This window comes from Paenibacillus sp. MER 99-2 (assembly GCF_023714095.1).
In the GTDB taxonomy this organism is placed as follows: Bacteria; Bacillota; Bacilli; order Paenibacillales; family Paenibacillaceae; genus Paenibacillus.
Window position 1 is genome coordinate 223,915 of record NZ_JAMAUZ010000002.1, and the last position, 18,273, is coordinate 242,187.

28 protein-coding genes are annotated in these 18,273 nt (G+C 36.6%); 27 read left to right on the forward strand and 1 reads right to left on the reverse strand.

Annotated elements, in window-relative coordinates:
* Nucleotides 1-34: 34 nt before the first annotated feature.
* From M3636_RS11865 to M3636_RS11980, 25 genes are all read left to right on the forward strand, one after another.
* Nucleotides 35-505 (forward strand): hypothetical protein, encoded by a 471-nt coding sequence (locus tag M3636_RS11865; RefSeq protein WP_251382655.1) that lies wholly within the window; start codon nucleotides 35-37, stop codon nucleotides 503-505.
* A gap of 152 nt (nucleotides 506-657) precedes the next feature.
* Nucleotides 658-1,437, forward strand: a complete 780-nt coding sequence (locus M3636_RS11870; protein ID WP_164848642.1) for a Cof-type HAD-IIB family hydrolase — start codon at nucleotides 658-660, stop codon at nucleotides 1,435-1,437.
* Nucleotides 1,438-1,459: 22 nt separating this feature from the next.
* A complete protein-coding gene (locus M3636_RS29755) occupies nucleotides 1,460-1,669 on the forward strand; it encodes a GrpB family protein (RefSeq protein WP_353056295.1) in 210 nt (69 codons plus the stop codon).
* Nucleotides 1,670-1,713: 44 nt separating this feature from the next.
* The gene (locus M3636_RS11875) at nucleotides 1,714-2,274 is read left to right on the forward strand and encodes a histidine phosphatase family protein (protein WP_251382656.1); all 561 of its coding nucleotides are present in this window, start codon (nucleotides 1,714-1,716) and stop codon (nucleotides 2,272-2,274) included.
* 48 nt (nucleotides 2,275-2,322) lie between these two features.
* The gene (locus M3636_RS11880; RefSeq protein ID WP_285858841.1) at nucleotides 2,323-2,781 is read left to right on the forward strand and encodes an NUDIX hydrolase; all 459 of its coding nucleotides are present in this window, start codon (nucleotides 2,323-2,325) and stop codon (nucleotides 2,779-2,781) included.
* A gap of 46 nt (nucleotides 2,782-2,827) precedes the next feature.
* A complete protein-coding gene (locus M3636_RS11885; RefSeq protein ID WP_251382657.1) occupies nucleotides 2,828-3,193 on the forward strand; it encodes a hypothetical protein in 366 nt (121 codons plus the stop codon).
* A 23-nt stretch (nucleotides 3,194-3,216) separates the two neighbouring features.
* Nucleotides 3,217-3,702, forward strand: a complete 486-nt coding sequence (locus M3636_RS11890; protein WP_251382658.1) for a DinB family protein — start codon at nucleotides 3,217-3,219, stop codon at nucleotides 3,700-3,702.
* A gap of 47 nt (nucleotides 3,703-3,749) precedes the next feature.
* Nucleotides 3,750-4,337: a hypothetical protein gene (locus tag M3636_RS11895; RefSeq protein WP_251382659.1), complete on the forward strand. Its 588-nt coding sequence runs from the start codon at nucleotides 3,750-3,752 to the stop codon at nucleotides 4,335-4,337.
* A gap of 34 nt (nucleotides 4,338-4,371) precedes the next feature.
* Nucleotides 4,372-4,719, forward strand: a complete 348-nt coding sequence (locus M3636_RS11900; RefSeq protein WP_251382660.1) for a hypothetical protein — start codon at nucleotides 4,372-4,374, stop codon at nucleotides 4,717-4,719.
* A gap of 41 nt (nucleotides 4,720-4,760) precedes the next feature.
* On the forward strand, nucleotides 4,761-5,486 hold the full coding sequence (locus M3636_RS11905) for a hypothetical protein (protein WP_251382661.1): 726 nt from the start codon (nucleotides 4,761-4,763) through the stop codon (nucleotides 5,484-5,486).
* 28 nt (nucleotides 5,487-5,514) lie between these two features.
* On the forward strand, nucleotides 5,515-6,096 hold the full coding sequence (locus M3636_RS11910) for a chloramphenicol phosphotransferase CPT family protein (RefSeq protein ID WP_251382662.1): 582 nt from the start codon (nucleotides 5,515-5,517) through the stop codon (nucleotides 6,094-6,096).
* 140 nt (nucleotides 6,097-6,236) lie between these two features.
* Nucleotides 6,237-6,530 carry a hypothetical protein gene (locus M3636_RS11915; RefSeq protein ID WP_251382663.1) on the forward strand — a complete coding sequence of 98 codons (294 nt, stop codon included), beginning with the start codon at nucleotides 6,237-6,239 and terminating at the stop codon, nucleotides 6,528-6,530.
* Between the two features lie 167 nt (nucleotides 6,531-6,697).
* On the forward strand, nucleotides 6,698-7,396 hold the full coding sequence (locus tag M3636_RS11920) for a response regulator transcription factor (protein WP_128100888.1): 699 nt from the start codon (nucleotides 6,698-6,700) through the stop codon (nucleotides 7,394-7,396).
* A gap of 2 nt (nucleotides 7,397-7,398) precedes the next feature.
* A complete protein-coding gene (locus tag M3636_RS11925) occupies nucleotides 7,399-8,322 on the forward strand; it encodes a sensor histidine kinase (RefSeq protein WP_251382664.1) in 924 nt (307 codons plus the stop codon).
* A 97-nt stretch (nucleotides 8,323-8,419) separates the two neighbouring features.
* A complete protein-coding gene (locus M3636_RS11930) occupies nucleotides 8,420-9,343 on the forward strand; it encodes an ABC transporter ATP-binding protein (RefSeq protein ID WP_251382665.1) in 924 nt (307 codons plus the stop codon).
* Nucleotides 9,330-10,073 (forward strand): ABC transporter permease, encoded by a 744-nt coding sequence (locus tag M3636_RS11935; protein WP_251382666.1) that lies wholly within the window; start codon nucleotides 9,330-9,332, stop codon nucleotides 10,071-10,073. Before M3636_RS11930 ends, M3636_RS11935 begins: the two co-directional genes overlap by 14 nt.
* A 10-nt stretch (nucleotides 10,074-10,083) precedes the next feature.
* A complete protein-coding gene (locus M3636_RS11940) occupies nucleotides 10,084-10,812 on the forward strand; it encodes an ABC transporter permease (RefSeq protein WP_251382667.1) in 729 nt (242 codons plus the stop codon).
* Nucleotides 10,813-11,106: 294 nt separating this feature from the next.
* Nucleotides 11,107-11,586 (forward strand): NUDIX hydrolase, encoded by a 480-nt coding sequence (locus M3636_RS11945; protein WP_251382668.1) that lies wholly within the window; start codon nucleotides 11,107-11,109, stop codon nucleotides 11,584-11,586.
* 21 nt (nucleotides 11,587-11,607) lie between these two features.
* Nucleotides 11,608-12,336 carry a Type 1 glutamine amidotransferase-like domain-containing protein gene (locus M3636_RS11950; protein WP_251382669.1) on the forward strand — a complete coding sequence of 243 codons (729 nt, stop codon included), beginning with the start codon at nucleotides 11,608-11,610 and terminating at the stop codon, nucleotides 12,334-12,336.
* A gap of 188 nt (nucleotides 12,337-12,524) precedes the next feature.
* Nucleotides 12,525-13,166, forward strand: a complete 642-nt coding sequence (locus M3636_RS11955; RefSeq protein WP_251382670.1) for an AAA family ATPase — start codon at nucleotides 12,525-12,527, stop codon at nucleotides 13,164-13,166.
* A gap of 114 nt (nucleotides 13,167-13,280) precedes the next feature.
* A complete protein-coding gene (locus tag M3636_RS11960; protein ID WP_251382671.1) occupies nucleotides 13,281-13,814 on the forward strand; it encodes a GNAT family N-acetyltransferase in 534 nt (177 codons plus the stop codon).
* 9 nt (nucleotides 13,815-13,823) lie between these two features.
* Complete coding sequence (locus M3636_RS11965) at nucleotides 13,824-14,279, forward strand: GNAT family N-acetyltransferase (RefSeq protein WP_251382672.1); 456 nt, start codon at nucleotides 13,824-13,826, stop codon at nucleotides 14,277-14,279.
* Nucleotides 14,280-14,287: 8 nt separating this feature from the next.
* Complete coding sequence (locus tag M3636_RS11970; protein ID WP_251382673.1) at nucleotides 14,288-14,737, forward strand: oxidoreductase; 450 nt, start codon at nucleotides 14,288-14,290, stop codon at nucleotides 14,735-14,737.
* Between the two features lie 47 nt (nucleotides 14,738-14,784).
* The gene (locus tag M3636_RS11975) at nucleotides 14,785-15,135 is read left to right on the forward strand and encodes a hypothetical protein (RefSeq protein ID WP_251383063.1); all 351 of its coding nucleotides are present in this window, start codon (nucleotides 14,785-14,787) and stop codon (nucleotides 15,133-15,135) included.
* Between the two features lie 96 nt (nucleotides 15,136-15,231).
* On the forward strand, nucleotides 15,232-15,462 hold the full coding sequence (locus M3636_RS11980; protein ID WP_251382674.1) for a hypothetical protein: 231 nt from the start codon (nucleotides 15,232-15,234) through the stop codon (nucleotides 15,460-15,462).
* A 129-nt stretch (nucleotides 15,463-15,591) separates the two neighbouring features.
* On the opposite strand, the gene M3636_RS11985 is transcribed toward M3636_RS11980, so the two are convergent.
* Nucleotides 15,592-16,290, reverse strand: a complete 699-nt coding sequence (locus M3636_RS11985; protein WP_251382675.1) for an NAD(P)-dependent oxidoreductase — start codon at nucleotides 16,288-16,290, stop codon at nucleotides 15,592-15,594.
* A 178-nt stretch (nucleotides 16,291-16,468) separates the two neighbouring features.
* Between M3636_RS11985 and M3636_RS11990 the strand changes: the two genes are divergently transcribed.
* Entirely contained in the window at nucleotides 16,469-17,029 is a 561-nt protein-coding gene (locus M3636_RS11990; RefSeq protein ID WP_251382676.1) for a TetR/AcrR family transcriptional regulator, read from the forward strand.
* A 115-nt stretch (nucleotides 17,030-17,144) separates the two neighbouring features.
* The gene (locus M3636_RS11995; RefSeq protein WP_251382677.1) at nucleotides 17,145-17,843 is read left to right on the forward strand and encodes a HEAT repeat domain-containing protein; all 699 of its coding nucleotides are present in this window, start codon (nucleotides 17,145-17,147) and stop codon (nucleotides 17,841-17,843) included.
* The last annotated feature ends 430 nt before the right edge of the window (nucleotides 17,844-18,273 follow it).

Sequence of the window (18,273 nt, forward strand, 5' to 3'; positions counted from 1 at the left end):
AAGCACGGGGATTTTGAGGAGAGGAGGCGGAAATGTGATTGGTCCGATATTCTTAAGAGGTGAATTAATTCATCAGTTTAAAGAGCACCTCACCAACACTGAATACCATCGTGTAATACATAACGGTGTAGCCGATACAAATAGTACAACTGAAAGATTCGAATTGGAAAAACTAAATGATACATTCGATACATTTATTAACTCAGACTATCCTATTATTTGTAAGTCAGGCAGCAAGAGTACAATTCCATTCTGGGATTACCACATTGCAATCAACCGTTCCAAATACGACAAAGAGGTTATTGTAACTGAACTTTTGGTTCGAGAACCTAATGATCAGAACGTAACAAATGCAGTTTTAATGGCTTTCTATATGTTAATTAATGAGAAGTACAAGTATGAAAGATTAGTAGTGCCAATAAGAATGAATGACATCGTTGGATATGAAGAAATAGGGATACAATCTCACAAAGATGGAAGCGTTCTATTTAGAAAATACGCGTGAGTCATTGCTATTCCGTTATTCTATAAAATTCCAAGTTATAATTTTAATAATTATAACAACTGGAGTGATTGGGACAAAGAAGCATTGAAATTTTATTTGAATAATATTGAGCATGATATTCCGAAGAAAAACGTTGTTGGGGGTTGAATCCATTGAAGTATTCAACTGTAGTTCTTGACTTGGACGGAACATTATTGAATTCAAATAAAGAAGTATCCAAGAGAAATTTAGATGCTGTCTTATCTTGTTATCTGAAAGGAATGAGAATAATATTCGCAACAGCTCGACCGCCCAGAGCTGTTAATTGGTTTCTTCCTCAAGAATTATTGGATATCGGGGCTTTTGTATATTACAACGGAGCTCAAGTGATTTGTAAAGAAACTAAGATAGAAATTAATGAATCAATCCCTGCTAATGTAACCACAGAAATTCTTGATTACTGTTTGAAGTGTAACCCCGAGATTGAGCTGACGATGGAAGTGAAAGATGAGTGGTTTAGTTTAAGAGAGCTTGATTATATTACCTCAATGAACACACGATCTAACCCTATAGTAAAACCCTTAAATGAATTAAAGCAATATGATGCTACGAAAATACTCCTTTCCGGCAATAATGACACTTCTGGATTATTAAAAAAATTCGAAGGTAAAGTGAATATACTAATTACGGATAATAATCAATTAATACAAATCATGCCTCTTCTGGCTTCTAAGGAGCTGGCGATTACTAAACTCTGTGAATTGTATCATGTAGAATTGGATTCCGTTATTGTATTTGGCGATGACCATAATGACGTAGGCCTCTTTAAAAAGGCTGGATACGCTATTGCTATGGGGAATGCAATAAGGGAATTGAAGGAAATTGCTGATGAAATAACCGCTGATAATGATGAGAACGGTGTAGCTATAGGTTTAGAAAGATTTTGTGGGTAACTTAGGCTGTTTGAACGTCAGGATGGCGCGAAGAGTTTTGGATAATCTTCATAAATACTTATTTTTTTGGAGGCATCTCAAGAATATATCCTTCAGAGATGCATTAATTAGCAATCCTGAATTTGTAGTTGAATATGCCAATCTAAAGAAAGAGCTAGTTAATAGTTATAGTGAAAATCGGCAGGCTTACACGGATGGGAAGACCGAATTTGTAAATAAAGTACTGATGTGAAATCACAGTAAATCTATTTATCAGAGCGTTTCAAGGAGGTCTATATGAAAACTACAATCTACATGGTTAGGCATGCGGAATCACCATATGATGAAGGAAATGAAAGAACTAGGGGTCTTACTGCAAAGGGTAAGGCGGATGTTGAACAAGTAACGAAGCTACTTAGTGATGAAGGAATAGATATCATACTTTCAAGTCCATATCGCCGAGCGGTATTGAGTGTTGAGGGATTAGCGCAGCACTTAAACTTAGAGATAGAAACATTTGAAGATCTAAGGGAACGTCACTTTTCATCAGATGATGTTATTGATTTAATGTCTAATATTAGAAATAACTTCTACAACGCTGAATATGCCTTACCAGGTGGCGAATCTAACGCGGATTGCCAGAATAGGTCAATTACAGTGCTCAAAACCATATTAAAAGAACACAAGGGAAAGAAAATTGCGATTGGAACACACGGTCTTGTAATGACTTTGATGATGAATCATTTTGATTCAAATTATGGCTTAGCTTTCTTAGATCAATTAAAGAAACCGGATATCTATAAAATGCAATTTGAAGACCTGGAATTGAAAGAAGTAACGAGACTGTGGAATGAATAGATATATTTAAGCTTAGCTCTACAGAAGTTTATGAAAAGGAGAAGATGAATGGATTATATTAAGTGGATTAGAAGTAAGGTAGGCACTGAGATGATCATTCTTAACTTTGCAGGAGCCATCGTTTTAAATGAAGAAGGACAAATATTGCTTCAACGCAGAAGAGATAAAAATGCTTGGGGATTCCCAGGAGGAGCTATGGAGTTAGGCGAATCTGCTGAAGAGACAGCTATTCGTGAAGTGAAAGAAGAAACAGGAGTAACAATCTTCGTTGAGAAATTAATAGGCGTGTACACCAAGTATTTTGATAAGTATGCAAATGGGGATCAGGCACAAACGATTTCGTTTTTTTATCAGGGACGCATTTCCGATGGAGAACTGATTAGTAGTAATGAAGAAAGTATAGAAGTTCAATTCTTCGATCCAAATGAAGTGCCTGATTTATTTAATCAGCAACATGCTGATGCCTTTAATGATTTTAGGGCTCAAAGAGTCGCAGTATCTAGATAAACGGTTTGATGAAGGTTGACTAATAAAGCGAAGATAGGTGCATGACATGGCGGTGAGTAGAAAACTACGACGAAAAATAGTTCGTCTTGATAGAGTGTTTTATTGGTATGTGGCCCCAGACTACGATGATGCTGGGGTTCATAAGCTTCACATCTTATCTGAAGATAAAAAGTTTATTGTTGCCTACGAATTAGAGCAAGCAGACAAGCCGAATTGGAGACCGATGTTAGTCGTAATGGGTAGGGAGTTTGAAGGGTTAAGTAGTGATTATACGGGATATAGAAGGGTTCTGACACCTGTTTGGCAAGATAAATTGATAACCCCAAAACTAGTAGGCGAGATCATTGATTGGTGTTATTTAAAAGAGAAAGATTTAATCTTAGTAAATTGGATGGGAGAAATACTTATCTAAATTAATGAAGAGAAGAGGATTATATGATGAGCTATAAATCCATTTTGATAGATCAATTAACGGCATGTTATAACGATAAGAGTTGGTTCATTCCTCTTGCGGAGATCCTGGATGATCTAACAGCAGAAGAAGCAGTCATTAAGAATGACAATGAACAAAGCATATGGTCGATAGTGAATCATCTTATTTTTTGGAATGAAAAGTGGCTTGAGCGATTTAAGGCGGGAGAATTTAGATTAGATCATAATATTGATAATGATGAGACATTTGCTGTGGCACAAGATCAATTGAATGAGATTGGCTGGACAGAAACATTGAATAAACTTGAGAATGTGTTTGTTAATTGGAGAGTTGTCTTAGAAGAAACAGAAGAATCAAAGCTCACCAAACAACTTCCAGAATATTTCGATGCTCCTTGGTGGGGAGTTGTCTCTAATTTGAGCATTCATAATGCTTATCATGTCGGGCAGATCATGTTGTTAAAGAAACAAATGCGAGTAAAAAAGTGAGTTCAGAGGATGAACTAACAAAGAAGCAGAAGCAAAGGAGTAATGCAATGACTGATAATGTGTTAACTATTTTCAAAGAAATAAATAATAAAGATAACTTGCCAGGTGTATGGCTCAGAAGAAATTCAACTCACTACAATTTGGTATCATACATAAATCACATTATCGGGTTGTATCTTAGTGGAACATTCGAATTCATTCCAGTGTTCGTTAATAGGGCTGATAAAGAGCTGAATTTCTTAACTGACAGAGTGGGGCACCACCGATATTTTGTAAAGTGTCGGATCTTATTACTTCAGGTTTCAAAACAGATTAATCTTCATAAGTCACATAAAGAAATATTGCCGTTAATTTACCAAGAAGACAAAGAGCGATTTCATGCTTGTCCAGAGAAATTTTGCTTCCACTGGGTTGATGAGGGGACGATTAAGCTTCCTTTTCAATTTGCAGAACTAGAAGAAGTATTAAAATTATCCAATAATGCAACACCTTCAAAAACTTCATATTGTGGTTGCGTATTTGGAACGTGCAAAAGGCAGGTAGTAGAAGCTGGAAATAAGGATTGGTATGAACCCAATGAACCCTTATTAAGTGCATATAAAGTATCAGATAATCATTTTAGGAATGATTGCTGAAATTACCAAACATATAAAGGAAGGTATAGATTTTATGTGGGAACATCCATCTCATAAAAAAATTCAAAAACTTAAAGAAAAATATAAAGATTTATATCCTCAGGTTGAATCATTGGTCAATGAGTGGGATCCAGTAGGGCTGATTGAAGGTGGAGCGCCAAAAGATGAATACGATTGCATTTCAGTCCAATTAATTGAATTACTAGTACAAGGAAAAAGTAGTGATGAAATATATGAGTTCGTGATGCGTGAACTTGAAGATCATTTTGAGTTAGGAATCAAATCAATAGGAGAAGAATTTAAAGAAAAATTTATTCAAAAGCAAATTAACTTTAGTGAAGAAATCTCAGCTTGGTATCTAGAAAAAAACAATAAAAACTAAATAATGTTTAATCCAGTCAACCGAGAGAGGGGATGGTATTCATGGATCAGCAGGAATATGGTCGTTATTTGTTAGCAATGGGCGGAGAAGCATTAGAGATAGAAGAAGATGAGCATGTCGAAGCAGACCATCTGTACGGTTTGTTTCAGTGGTTTATGCCATCGGGCTCGGGGGTTGAACGTGTATTTGAACCAATTCCTGGTGGGCAGCGTTTTTTGGACAGAATACGTCCAATTTATGAGATGTTGAATCCAGAAGATTTCACCGGCGAATATGTACCAGGTTATTTCAATGGTGGACATGAAGGTACATCCGAGGAAGCGTTACGAGGACTCGGCCAAGAGCTAATAAAAGGGTTGGAGAGTCTGTTCTCCATCGTGCCGGAAGATGACGAAGCAGCGGACATTGCTAAGGAAGCATTACACGATTTGGCTTATGTGAAGGAAGTCGTAGTTTTAAAGCAGGGTGAAATTGGAAAGTTAGAGAAAGAAGCGATTCAAGGCACGAATGAAGAACATAGCGAAGCGGTTTACGAAGCACTTGGAGAACTTCTCAGTTCGCGCAGTGACTACAATGAGACGATTGAAATATTGAATGAAGCCTACTACTCTATCGCTTGTGATTATTGGGTAGCATACTACTTGCAATGGCCTCGTTATCAAGGTTTGCAGGACATGGAAGCCTGCCTATATCCATACTTTGAGCTATACCGTTATGGATACAATCTTCATTGGACTAAAAACGTGTTATTCATTGGAAAACGTTAAGCCAATTCATAAGATAAGGGTGATCAATGTGGAACGGGGACTCATTATATTTTTGAACGGAACGTCAAGTTCGGGGAAGACCAGCATAGCGATGGAAATGAAAAATCAGGCTGACACTCCCTTTCATCATCTGTCTGTAGATCAATTTTTCCAAAATTATGATCAGTTCATCGATACTACATATCCAGATATAAAGCCAACAAGAGAATTAGAAGCAGGTGTGATGTCAGATATTCTTTTTGACCCGATTGGCTCATTGTACTATGCAACCATTAAACTATTTTCAGAGCTGGGTTTGAATGTGATTGTGGATACAGTCATCAGTAATGACAAGTGGTTTAATGATTTTTATGATTTGCTTTCGGATTATCCGATCATGTTTGTAGGTGTACATTGCTCCAAAGAAGAACTCACCAGAAGAGAACAGAGTAGGGGAGATCGCGAGATTGGACTCGCCCATTCCCAGTTCGATTATATATACTCTTATGATGAATATGATCTGGAAGTGAATACAGAAGAACTCAGTTCAGCAGCATGTGCGGAGAAAATTTTAAGTTATATGAAATCCGGTCAGGAATACGCAGCTTTCAAAAAGTTAAGTAGAAGATGATTAGTAAGCTGCAGAAGCAGCTTCAGTTTTAGTACGTTATTATCGTTTACCTCACATAGTTAGATCATATAAATCGATGTCTCAATACAATTTGGGGCATCGATTCATTGTATTTTGTCAGAACAGAAGGAGCTCATCTCATGGAAACTAACGCTTTAAATCCAGAAGATCATATTCAGCAAAGGTTACAGGCAATCATTGAAGATACACATGCCATTATTAACGATAAACATAAACAATCCTTTGGCTCTCTGGAATATCTCTTGGAGCACATTCTAGAGTATCGGAAAGAGAAGCAATACATGACAGATGAGTGGCACATCCGCACTCCGCGCTGGCTTGGAGAGTATGGCAATACACCGGAGGAAGAGAAGCTTCTCTCAGACATATATCAACTACAAGCGTATATTACTGAAAAGTTAAAGGGCGGATAAGGAGCGTATGATATCGTATTATTTCGGATTCAATGATATTCAATGATAGTTTATTCAGATCAATATTTAAAGCATGTTTATTGGCTAGATGATCGTTGTTGTACGGAAAAGAGCACAAATCAGCTACACTACACTTTGTTTGACAGAAAGAAGGGGGAAGAATCCTCATGACCAATAGAATTCTCATCATAGATGATGATATTGAATTGTGCTCATTAGTAAAAAAATGCGTATCGCAAGTAAACCTGGAAACCGATGTGGCATATAACGGACAATCAGGAATGCTACAAGTAATCAATGAAAAAGATACTTATTCGCTAATTATTTTAGATGTGATGTTACCGAAAATGGACGGTTTTCAAGTATTATCTGAAATAAGAAAGTACAGTAATGTACCCGTACTTATGCTGACGGCTAAAGGAAGTGAGCCAGATAAGGTAACAGGTCTTAGCCTTGGAGCAGATGACTATTTAACAAAACCGTTCAGTATTAATGAACTTATCGCTAGAATACAATCTTTGATTAGAAGATATACCACGTTTAATCCTGGAGATTCCGTAAGCATTCTTACCTTTAAAAGGATGGTTATTGATAAAGAAATAAGAACTGTTCAAGTTGAGGGCAAGCTAATAGATCTAACAGGCAAGGAGTTTGATTTATTAGTATTATTAGCTTCTAATAAGGGGCGTGTGTTTACGAAGAAACAAATCTATACACAAGTTTGGAAAGATGATTATGCTTATGATGACAATAATATTATGTCTTTTATAAGCAAGTTGAGGAAGAAAGTAGAGCCTAATTCAGAACAGCCATTTTATATTTTAACGGTACACGGAGTAGGTTATCGTTTTAATAAGGAGGCTTAATTATGGATTGGATTTATATTCTACTTTTGGTTCTAGCTTTTTGTCTTGTTGTTATCATTTATTTGGGAACGAAACTATTAACAATTTCTGAACAACTCATAATTATTGAGGATTCTTTACTGGATATTAAAAAAGGAAATTGGAATCGTCGTATTTTGGTAAATGAAAATGATATGACTAAAAGAATTTGTTACTCCATAAATGATATGGCAATGAATAGTCAGGCTCAACTCATACAGTTAAAGCAATCTGAACAGGTTTATAAGCGACTTATGACGAGCTTATCTCATGATGTAAGAACACCTTTGACTTCTTTAGTTGGCTATTTAGAAGCAATTCAACAAAAGTTTGTTACAGGCAAAGAAAAAGAAGAATATCTTGAAATCGCTTTAAACAAAGCACATCATTTGAAGGGTTTTGTTGAAGCTTTATTTGATTGGGTCAAACTAGACGCAAAAGAACAAGTTTTTAAACTTGAACAACAGGATATAAACGAATTTACTCGTGATATATTAGTGAATTGGATATCAACTTTTGAGGAAGAAGATTTAAAATATAGTATTGATATTTCTGAAGAAGAATGTTTTATCCAATTAGATCCAAATGCTTATACAAGAATTATAAATAATTTAATTCAGAATGTTATTGAACATAGTGGGGGAACCAGTATTGATCTACAAATAAGTGAAAATGAACAAAGCGTTATGATCCAGATTAGTGATAATGGGAAAGGGATCTCTCCTCATGACCTGCCACACATATTTGACAGACTGTATCAAAGTGACGAATCTCGTTCGACTAACGGAAATGGTTTAGGGCTTGCTATTGCGCGAGAACTTGTTCTTTTGCATAAAGGAACAATCCATACTCAAAATCAATTGTCTGGTGGTACAACATTTATAGTAAATCTTCCGAAAGCTCTTTAATTATTGAGGGCTTTTTTATTATCAAGAAACAAACAAGATTTCAGCAAGGTTTTGGCAAGTTTTGTTTGATAAACTTTAATTAAAAGGAGGGATCCGTATGACAGAATATATCATAGAAACTAAACGACTTACTAAAAACTATAGGGATCAGAAAGCTGTAAATAATGTGAATATGCATGTGAAAAAAGGACGTATTTACGGTTTACTCGGTCGTAATGGTGCTGGTAAAACGACAATTATGAAAATGATTTTAGGGTTAACGTCTACCTCTTCTGGTGAGGTAGATGTATTTGGTAAGAATATTAAAGGTAGAGAAAAGCAGGTATATCCCAGAATTGGAGCAATTATTGAAACCCCTGGATTTTATCCAAACTTAACTGGAACAGAAAATTTGAATATTTTTGCAAAATTACGTGGTACAGCTGCTCCTAATGCTGTGAAGAACGCATTGGAAGTCGTAGGATTACCATATAAAGATAAGAAGCTTTTCGCTGAGTATTCCCTCGGCATGAAGCAGCGTCTGGGTATTGCTAACGCTATTTTGCATGACCCAGAACTATTGATTTTGGATGAACCCACAAACGGTCTTGATCCTATCGGTATTGCAGAAGTTAGAGATTTTATTAAGAAGTTGAGCATTGAACGTGGAAAAACGATTCTTATTTCTAGCCATATTCTTTCAGAAATTTCATTACTTGTGGATGATATTGGAATTATCGACAATGGTATTCTGTTGGAAGAAACCAGTATGGATGAACTTAAACGTAAAAATGGCAAGTACACTCTGCTTCAAGTTTCTGATGCTGCTAAAGCTAGCTTGATTTTGGAGCGTCAATTCGATTTGAAAAATTATTCTGTGCAAGACGATCATACGTTGCAAATCTACGATAATTCTCTGGATATGGCTTCTGTTAATAAGGCTCTTATAATGGGAGATGTGTCGGTTATTAGTTCCCAGCTCTGTAATGATACTTTAGAGGACTACTTTAAGAAAATTACGGGAGGAGATGGCATTGCTTAAACTTATTCAAATCGAATTTTTTAAGTTGCGACGCAGAAAATTTGTGTGGATGATGCTGTTTTCAGCTCTTATCATGCCATTTTTATCATACTTACTATTTAAATATGCGTGGAGTACAGGCGGTGACCCTGTACAGTTTTATAAATGGTCGGCGTTCGGACTTACACTTTTTATTGTCTTGCCTGTTGTTTTAGGAATACTAAGCACAATGCTAATGTACAATGAAAATCAATACGATATGCTTAAACAAATTTGGATTGTGCCTGTCAGCAAAATGAGGTATTTCTTTAGTAAATTTTTTGTGGTTCTAATTTATTCTATTTGCTTCATGATTGTTACAGCTTTAGGTTCCGTTATATTTAGTATACTTCTTGGCGGCCTTGCATTGGATTGGCAAAATACTTTGTTTTTGATAAGAAAGTCTTTGGAGATTGGTGTTATAACAGCTTTTGCTATGTTGCCGATCCTGGCAATTGCTACCACGCAAAAAGGATATATTCTTCCCGTTGCTATAACCCTAATTTATGCTTTTCTTGGTTCGATTATAGTGTCGATAAATATGTATATACATCCTTTACCTAGTATGGCATTGATCGTTGCTCGAAACGGAGATATTCCAGGTCTGAATGATACACAGGTAATTAGCATTCCTTTGGCGTTTTTTAGCATTTTTGTCTGGGGGATTGGTTCCGTTCTCCTTGCAAACGTTGCGTTAGCAAGAAGAAAGTGAGGTGTTCATCATGCGAACATTACTTTGGGCGGAACATCAGAAGATTCGGCGTTTAAGTTTTGTTTGGATTGCAATTTTCGCAACAGTTATGGTGGCAGTTATTGTGTTTTTATCCGGATTAACAGACAATGACGGCATCAGAGATATAGATACTGCTGGTTGGTATATGGCTGTGGCTCAGCCACTGGGAACATTTTTCGTTCTTCCAGCGGTTATTGCTCTCTTAGGTAGTTACATGATATGTCGCGAAGAACAGGAGCATACAATTGAATCTCTTCGACTTATCCCCGTGAATGAGGCGAAGTTGACCCTTGCAAAAATGATCATAACCCTCATATATAGTATTCTTTTTTACTTATTACTCTTTGCTATAACATTGTTAACTGAAGCGGGTTTACATTTTTCTGATTTATCCATAGGGATGGTCATGAATTTTTTGAAAGCTTATATTTTGGATGGTCTATGCATATTCCTTGCGATCTCACCTATTATTGCTTTGGTATCGTACATGAAAAAGGGATATTGGATTGCGTTAGTGATCACGGAATTTTATTCTTTTATTGGATTATTTGCGAGTACATCAAATACCCTAAAAGCTTTATATCCTATCACAGCTGTATTTACCATCTCTGGCTACTATGAAGCATCGGCCAGTCAGGTTATTCTTAGTTGCATTAGCTTACTGTTTTGCGTAGGGTTTTCTTCTGTAATACTTGCTAGCATGAAAAAATACAAATGAAATAAATCATCTATCTATCAAACCTAAAAACCATGCTCCAAAAGAGCATGGTTTTTAGGTATCTCATTTACGGAGAAGAAATATTTCGACCCTCTCAAGTAGATCAATATACTTAAAACAAAGTACCCAGATATCTGAAAAGCAACATTAGAATATGTTAACAGATTAGAGGAAATCATGTGACTTTGAAAGAAGAAAGATAAGGATATATAATCCAAAAAACAGCAAGTGTGATGATAGTTAAATGATTTTAATTGAAGTAACGATAACCTTTGACAGGAAAGGTGGATTACATTGTTTTATGTTAATACAAGAGCAATCATTGAAAGACAGTTTGATGATCATATCGAAATTGTGATTCAGAATAGAGTAAAACCGAATGAGCCATTAACTATTGAACTTCCTGGAGGTCGCATCGAACCCTTTGAATCATTAACAGAAGCATTGAGGAGAGAAGTTAAAGAAGAAACGGGTCTAGATATATCTGAAATTGAAGGAGAGGAATTAAGAATAGTTACTGAAGGAAATCACTTTGAAGTAGAATGTGTTAAACCATTTGTAGCGTACCAAACTATAAAAGGGCCAGTGGATTCTCTAGGTTATTACTTTAGATGTAAAGCAAACGGAGAGTTGCTTGAAACGGGAGATGAAACATCAGGGATTAGATGGATCAAGATAAGAGATCTAAAAGAACTATTGGAAGAAAATCCTCTTCAATTTTCAGAAATAGATCGAGCTGGAATACAATATTATATAAACGAAACACTCGTATAGAATTTTGGGAGGTATGTATCAATGGGGAAAATAGTTGCAATCGGTGGTGGCGAAATGCGGTTTCATGAGACTCTGCCAATAGACAGGTACATCGTTGAGTTTGCAAATATTGAAAACCCAAAGCTACTATTCATTCCAACAGCAAGTAATGATGCTCAAGGCTACATTGATACTGTTACGGCTATATATGGTGAGCAATTGGGTTGTACAGTTGATACGCTATGTCTTGTCGATCAAGACATCTCGGATGAAACCATTAAGAACAAGATCCTATCCTCAAATATCATTTATGTAGGTGGCGGAGACACTGTTAGAATGATGGAAATATGGAGAACTAAAAAAGTAGATCAATATCTTAAAGAAGCATTTGCACATAATATAGTATTATCGGGTTTGAGTGCTGGTTCAATTTGTTGGTTTTTGGAAGGCCATAGCAACAGTAGTATAGAAACCAATCGTGATGGATGGTGGGATAGAGAGCAAGTCATAGGACTTGGGCTCATTCCCGCTAATCATTGTCCGCATTATAATGAGAATGGACATGAAACATTCGATGACAATATGATCAATGAAGAAGTTCCTGGCATTGCTCTTGAAAACAATGTCGCTATTGTAATAGAGGAAGATATGTTCAAGATAGTAAAGAGTAATATAGAAAGCAAGGCATATGTATTGAAAAAATGTAACGGTACAATGAATAAGACTGAATTGGATAATTGTGATTTCCAACCATTATCAGATATTTTATAACTTCTAATTGAGGAAACTGTCGAGAGCTGAAGAAGTAGCAATTCAACGTAAGAGTGTAAGGAATAAAAAGGATTAGATCACAGTTCATAGAATACTACCTTTATACTTGAAGAAAGGTGGTATTAACATGTATTTTCCAATAAAGATTCGTCACCTCTCTCAATTCTAAAAAATTGAGGAGGATAAATATGAAAGTAAACGATAATTATTTAAAAGAACAACTAAAGCATGTTTATTGGTTAAATGGTGGTTGTTGCGCGGGGAAGACCACCATGACAAGGAAATTTGTGGAGGAATTGAGATTTCAAACTCTTCGGGATGATGTCTTGAAGTATAGACCATTCACTAGCCATCTTGAATACCCTGCGCTTCAATACCCTCATCCTAAATTGGATTGGGACAAATGGTTTAACAGACCGAATGATGAACATTGTGAATGGCTTTTTCAAATTGTCAAAGAAATGATGGAGTTTTTTGTCATCGATTTGTTGAAGATGCCTAATGATCAGCCAATAATAATAGACCTAGGGATCATGCCAGAGGAAATATTGCCGTTTATCCCCAAGGAAAGAATGGTATGCCTCTATACTTCTGATCAAGAGATTGAGAGGCTATATTATTTTAGAGAAGATCATAAAATGATTCTGGATGTTATTAACCGTACGGCTAATCCAGAGGAATCAATAAAGAATGGTAACAAAAACATGGTGAAGTTTTCTCACGATATTAAAGAAGCCTGCATTAAACATGGTATCAAAACAATAGAAAGAACACCTGAATTGAGTGTTGATGAACAATTTAAATTAGTTCGCGGGCACTTTGGAATATGAATTAATGAACTCTATTAATGAACGCCACCAGGCTGCCGAGATTAGGCAGCCTGGTGCATTAACGCAACTTTTATATCAATTTAGTTCAACTAAAAAATGTAGGGGATGATTACATTGCAGATCAGAGAAGCTACGATTCATGACGCTGAAGGAATTGCAAAAGTTCATGTGGATAGTTGGAGAACGACATACAAGGGGATTATTCCAGAGGAGTTTTTAAAAAATCTATCTTATGAACAAAGAACTGAATTATGGATTAATAATATCAAGAGAACAGACAGTTTTGTGGTAATAGCAGAGAACACTGAAGGAGAAATCATTGGATTTGCAGATTGTTGGAAGAGAGAGACCAATACGATCCCTGACTCAGGAGATCTAACTTCAATTTATATACTTGATGAATACCAAGGGCAAGGAGTAGGAAAGGAACTACTTAAACATTTATTTTTTCGATTCAATTCATTGGGTTACCAGAAAATATTCGTTGATGTTCTAGAGGATAACAAGACACGCTTTTTTTATGAGTATTATGGAGCTCACTTATCTACATCAGTTCAAATAAAAATTGGAGGGAAAATTCTTAACGAATTAATCTATGAATGGGATAACGTTGATGAAGTATTAGCAAGATTAACTAAAACCGATTAGGGGGAAGTTATGAATTATCAAATCATTGACTTGAGAGATTATCCCGACCTTTTAAAGGAAACTATTGAGTATGTTTCCGAACGATGGGGATTAAATAGAAGAATATTTGAGGATTGTATAACTTCCAGCATGACAACGAAAAGTCCATTACCCCGATGGTATTTTATGATGAATCAAGATGAGATCATTGGTAGTTACTCATTAATGAATAATGATTTTGTAAGTCGACAAGATCTGTGGCCATACTTATCCAATTTATATATTGAGGAAAAAGAACGAGGAAAGGGTCTTGGGTCAGTCTTGATGACGCACGCGAGACAAGAAGCTTACAAACTCGGTTTCAGTAAATTGTATTTATGTACAGATCATATTGATTATTATGAGAAGTACGGCTGGGTACATTTATGCAATGGGTATCATACGTGGAACAGAGAGTCCCAAATTTATGTGATTGATACACAATAGGAGGAGAAATGAATAAGGTAAATCATTTTGAAACGAAGCTTGCACCTCGTTATGATGACAGTGACCCTGATCAAGAAGGAAATAAAAATGTGGTTTTTGCTGATTGGATCATTGATGGGAAATCCCTCTATCAGATGTTTAAAAAGTACGATTTTGTACCAAGCTTAGGCTGGGGGACAGAAGAGGAACAGCAAGAGTCAATTGATTACTTTCTGCTGAAGCAACTACACCCAGACTTATATTATAGGTACCCCATATTAGTGTGTCCTTGGTGTAAGGATGAAGAGTGCGGTTATGTATCAGTATTGATTGAAAGGGAAGGGGATTTTGTAAGTTGGAGCGATTTTAGATTAGAACCACATAATAGAAAAATTGATCTAGAATCGTTCACTTTCAAGTGGAAAGATTACGAGAGAGAGATTATTCGTACATATAGAATGGCAGCGATGCATAACTAGAGATGAAGTTAAAAAAAGAAGACAGGAAGGCGAGAAAATTGAATTTAATGCAACTTAAGATTCCAGCAGGTTATGCAGTAACATATAACAAATTCTACGATGTAGATCCTATTCTTAGTGCAGATCGTGACTACTTTATTGAGAATTGGGGATTCTTCACAGAAGATTTATTACAGATCGTTAAAATGAAAATCAACAATGGGAAGTGGGTTATTCCTGAAAGAGAAGACACGCAACTTTTTGATCTAGGATGGTATCCAGATTCAGATATTAACGGTTATTACCGTCTGGAACTAGTTGATGGGGATTGGAATGAAATTAAAAGCATTTCTACTAAAGATCGATTTGTAATTAAAGAGCAACTTGAAGAATGGTTGGAAGAACAACTAAGAGTGTAAACAGAAACAACCGAGATCTGAAGATTATTTGAATAAATACGCTCAGAAGGCATACAGGGAGGTTACTTCAATAATAACTCCAGGAGGATTCTACTAATGAGGAAGAGACATTCTATTGAAAAAGCAGAGTGGTCAGAAACAAGAGAAAAGGAGTATGAGCAAGACTGTAGAGATATTGTGTTTAAGTTCAACGATGAGCTTGTTCAGCGGGAAGGCGTCATTTATTTAAATAGAAAAGATGGTCAAACTGTAGTAATAGAGTCTTTGAATCAAAAAACATTATGGTATGAAACATGGTTAACGATCAAAGACATCTACAGTACATAGTGATATGAAGATTTAATAAACGCTCAAAAGCAGGATAAATTTGTTGAAGACCCTAAGATCCTATGAGAGTAACATCAGGTAGTTGATAACTACGTATTATTGAAAGGTTAGAGAGCCAGATGGCCGATGTCACCGTCCAACATTAACAACTTGCCTGATCCACTCAGGCTCACTGGTTGCTGCCCGCACTAAACAATCGGCACAGTCTGCAAAGGGAAGTGCTCCAAGAGGATTTATGCGAGCTAATGGGCCTGCTGTATATTTTAAAGTACCCTCGGCGTATTGAAGCACGGATGCCCGTACAATGACCCATTCTAGCTCACTTTGTATTAACGCATGCTCTGCAATTGATTTATCCTCAATGGCTTTCCAGAATATACGGCGCATCATACGAACTGCCAATCGATGGACGGGAGACAGCTCTCTGCCGTTGCTCAAATTAATGCCGCTCTGCATGATTAGGCGCTTCACACCCGCACGTTGACAGGCTGCTATCATATTGGGCATACCTTCGGACATGACAGTACCGGGTGAGAAGTTAGCCGCCATAACATTCATGCCAGCTCTTAGATTTAGAAATTTCTTGGCAGCATCCGGCGAAACGTTACTGGGCGGGCCGATGCAACTGATGACTACTTCTGCACCAGCAATGGCTCTGACCAAACTGGATTCGTCAAATACATCTCCCTGTCTGATGGTGAGTCCCTCCAAGGGAGATATCATCTCTGGCCGACGAGCTATGGCTACAACTTCATGGCCAAGTTCAAGTGCACGTTCCATCACTTTCCTTCCCGTTCCTCCTGTTGCTCCAATAACTGCAATTTTCATAATAATGAACTCCATTCCCATCCATGCATAAATGCACAATAGTGTATTAATAGTCTATTACGTATAATGATAGACAGAAATGAGAACGCTACAAGTCTTAAAATGAGTGATTTTGTGCATTAGTTCACAGTTCCTCTAGAAGTGTGTAGTATTTATTTAGGAAGCTGGTGGTTGTGAAGTGACAAAGGTAGATCGCAGAATTCGCAAATCCCAAGAGGCTATAAAAATGGCTGTTATTCATTTGATGATGGAAAAAGAATTTGATCAAATTACGATTCAAGATATTTCGGACAGAGCAGATGTTAGTCGAAGGACCATCTATCTTCACTACATGGACAAATTCGATCTCCTGGATCAGCTCATCAAAGAACATATTGATGACTTAAGAAGGATCTGCAATTCTACAGACGATGACGCGGATTATAAGGATATGGGGTTGGTGTGGTTCCAGTACTTCGAGAAGCATTCGATGTTCTTTTCTGCATTACTAGCCAGTAAAGGTAGCCCTTTTTTCCGCGAGCAGTTCCTTATGTTCTTCATTGAAGAATTGGAGAAAGGAAACGGCATGTCCGAAGAGGGGAACCCCGAATTAACGGAGGGGATGAATGTGGATATTCAGTTTCTGGGATCAGCGATCGTTGGCGTAGTGGAGTGGTGGTTTAAACAAGGTGAGCCACTTGCACCTTCTTTTATGGCGCAGCGAGTGGGCGTTTTGCTTGAAAGAAATCTTGAGGTTTGAATGTTAAATCAAAGAAGAATGTTAGATGGAATTCGAGTAGAATAATTCTAAGAGGGGGGATATACATGGAAACATGTGAAATGCAGAAAAATCAATCTTACAAAGGAGAGGTAATATGTTTATAGACCTTTTTAACAGACTCAGTATCACAGTACCTATTGCATTCATTGAGGAGTTAGAAACTCACCATAAGAAACAGAAGGATCAAGATTACTTGTTAAGATTAATGGCATTTGACGAAGTCATTGAAATGGCCGAATTATTGTCTGAAATGAAGGCGTATCAAGACATTATTCCTTTATGGACAGATGATCATTCGAACTACATAGGTTTACAGGTTCAAGGTGCTTGCAAATACAGAATTAGTTATATCGATCATGAAGAAACAGATATATCTCCAGGTTTTAGAAGTATACGTTCATTTATATCTGAACTCGAACAACATCCTAGTTTTTATTGGGATGAATTGAAGAAAGACTATCCGTCAGATATAGAAGTTAGTCATGCTGAGATGGAGGAAGACTTACGTTGTATTGATGCGTTAAACAAGTTGGTAAGTTCTAACCAACAAATAGATGACGATATTCGTTGTCAGTATATTTTTTCAATTATGGCGTTAACACCGAAAAGAAATCTTGATTCATTAATAAAATATTTAGATGATGAAGATATGTTTGTTCAAGAGAGGGCATGTGAGATTCTTGGTTTTCATAGATACATTCCAGCGAGAGATAAGTTAATAGAGGTTTCGACAAACGGAATGCATAATGGGAAACTCGCAGCGAAAAGAGCGTTAGCAAGAATAAGAGAATAGACCCGAGGAACATTTTAATGGAGCAAAAATATAAAGGAATAAGAGAATATAACGATGAAGAAATCCAAGATATATTGGAGCGGGAATCAATAGAAGAGCTAATTTTATTATCGCTGTCCGTGGGACTATATCACCCCAATTGGAAGTATGCTCAAAACCTATGTCTAAAGTTGTGAAGGAGAGTGAACCTTTGCATAACACAGCATTTTGGCATATCCGTATGCCTTATCATCGGTCACTAATACTAATACTAAATGATAAAGGAATTCATCGATGAAATTGTACTTATTTATTATTCAAGGCTTTTATGTATTAACTCTAATTCCTTGGTTCATCATTTGGGGATTATCTTTTATGGCATTTGACAGTGGAGTTTCAATGTGGGGAATAACATTAGTGACGATCGTTACGTTGTACCCTCTGGCTGTTG